Raw genomic sequence first — 2,306 nt, forward strand, 5'->3', positions numbered from 1 at the left:
CCGCGGCAAGTGCCGGCGCCGCAGACTTTCCAGCCCGAACGATTTCAGCGTAGTCCTGCTTTGGTGGAGAGTAGGCCTGCACGGCAGCCGGTGCTTGAGACGCATTGGCTTCGCGAGTTCGTTCGCGCTCACGCTCGATACGCTTGTCGTTGGCACTTGGGCGCGGCACCGGCTCAGGTCGGGGGGGGTGGGTTTCGGAACTCCCCTCAGCTTGCGCCTTTGCAGCGACTTTCCGCGATCTCCGTTTTTCTTGCCACCAGACCAGAATGACGGGAACACCAAATGCAAACAGCATCTGGCCACCAACCGGCCAACCCTGAAGCATTATGGTCACCACGACCATGCATAAGAAAAAATACAGGGCGAGAAAGAATGTAATTCGGAAAAACTTGAGTATTGAAGACATTATCGGAACTCTCTCCGAACCACACTATTTTGGATGCCCATCATTGCAAAGACTATCGCAATGATTGAATGCGCTTTTGATGCGTAGACGTTCTTCGGTCCGGTTCGATCAACGATCTAGCGCAGGTTCACTCCTTTCAGGTCGTCTGGTTTCAGCCGATAGCGGATTACGTTGCCTTCATGGAGCCCAGCGATCTGCTCACGAACGTAAGCGACAACATCCGCTCGATCAGCATCGGGCACGCCAGCAGCCAAAGCCATCTCATCAACCGCATCGTTTCGGAACTCCTTGAATTCGAGAACGCAACGCCGGACCGCAGCGCGAACGAATTCCCGATAGGCAAGCGCAGCCTTTTCCGGGCTCTCCACCTCAGCGCGAAGAATTCGGTATTTCTCCGCAGACGCCAAGTACGCGTCCATGTAGACCTCACGCAGCAGCGCGACATTGTTCAATTCATAAACCCCGATGAGCCCATCGATATAGTCGCTGTCGTCCATCGTCGTGAACGACATCGGCGCAAGATCCGACTTTAGAAGTGGGATGTTCGAGGCCACGCGCGAGGTTCGCTTGTTGACGTCGGCAAAGGCCTGGAGGTACGGGATGTGCACCAAGAGGAAAAAGGACTGCTCGAACGGATCGGTGATCTGCGCAGCCTTGTGGAGCAGGATGTCGAACTCCTCTGCGATCGTGACCGCATCGTCGAGCGGTCGATAGCTCGAGTGCGAGATGCCGACCGGCATCGCTCGCAATCGGCCCGACATCGCCGGGTCCGCCAGAAGACCATCCGAGAGCAGCGCATGAATCGCGAACAGATCAGGACGCCGAAGCCCGATCTCATCGAGATTGTCGACCACATACTGGATAGCTTCCTTATGGTTTAGGATCATCAGGGCTTCTTTCCGATCCTTTCCCGCAGCTTCCTCACCAAACCTGATCAATCGCTCGGTCTGCAAAATATCGTAGGTGTTCCCCTCCATCCTGGACGACGCCCAACTGAGATCCACCAGAAGCTGTTCAAGGATCCGGCGCGCGTATGTTCCGGCCGGAATTGCGCCGCCCTGCGGACGGCCAGCCTCCAACAGGCTTTCGCGGTTAGGTGCAGACAGATACCAGGTCTTTCCCGGAACGTATGCATCGAGAAACTCCGGTCGATAGGACACCGGTGCTCGCCTGTTGTACGGCGTCGACAAATGCGCCCGAACGACCGCACCCCCGGCGATCCTGTATCCCGTGGCCCTACCCTTGCCAGATACCTCGAGGCGACCTTCTTCCACCATGCGCTTCAAGAGGCGCCATACAGTGGTTTCGCTCACATCCCTTGCAACGCCCTTCCGGATGGCATCGCGTCCGGCACCCGGGTTCTCGCCGACAAAGTCGAGAATGTCTTGATCCGACAAGGCCATGAAACGATATCCCGCAAGTGTGAAACGATTATGATATTGATACACCTACATTTTTCCTTGGCGCAAGTTTTTGTTTCACGGGTTTTGCAACGATTCAGGCGTTAGGAGGCAAAAGCCAACGTCGTCAAAAGGACGAAACGATTATCGCCTTGAAATAGTGAATATTTCTGAGGCTCCACATGAATCGTTGCACGACGAATGAAACGATAAGCGGAACAGCAGAGTCTAAATCAGGTATCAGCAACGGAAACCGGCAAGACTCGAAACCATCGGGGAGAAAACAGTGCTTTCACAGAGTCTTAGCACCCAACAAAATCGGCAACAGCTTAGCCAAAATCGACTTGTGGTACTTCGTCCACAACCCCCGCGTCCTCCAACTGCTCGCGATCGGGAAGATCGCGAAGGCTTTCCAACCCGAAGGCCAAAAGGAACTGTTCGGTGGTGACGAAGGTATAGGGCGCCCCTCGTCGCGGCGACCTTGGCCCTGTCCCGATCAG

At 55.5% G+C, this 2,306-nt stretch carries 1 protein-coding gene and 2 pseudogenes; all 3 read right to left on the reverse strand.

Features of this window, described 5'->3' with window-relative positions:
- Positions 1-406, reverse strand: a pseudogene (locus tag A3764_RS24540) (TerB N-terminal domain-containing protein); the annotation flags it as partial.
- A gap of 116 nt (positions 407-522) precedes the next feature.
- Positions 523-1,809, reverse strand: coding sequence for a Fic family protein (locus A3764_RS06120; RefSeq protein ID WP_009804179.1), 1,287 nt, complete (start codon positions 1,807-1,809; stop codon positions 523-525).
- A 326-nt stretch (positions 1,810-2,135) separates the two neighbouring features.
- Positions 2,136-2,306, reverse strand: a pseudogene (locus A3764_RS25900) (SMC-Scp complex subunit ScpB); the annotation flags it as partial.

Origin of the sequence: Sulfitobacter sp. HI0129 (assembly GCF_001635395.1) — a bacterium.
In the GTDB taxonomy this organism is placed as follows: Bacteria; Pseudomonadota; Alphaproteobacteria; order Rhodobacterales; family Rhodobacteraceae; genus Sulfitobacter.

Excerpts from the sequence above, each read along its gene's own strand:
- A3764_RS06120 (WP_009804179.1), bottom strand. The coding sequence starts at position 1,809 with ATGGCCTTGTCGGATCAAGACATTCTCGACTTTGTCGGCGAGAACCCG.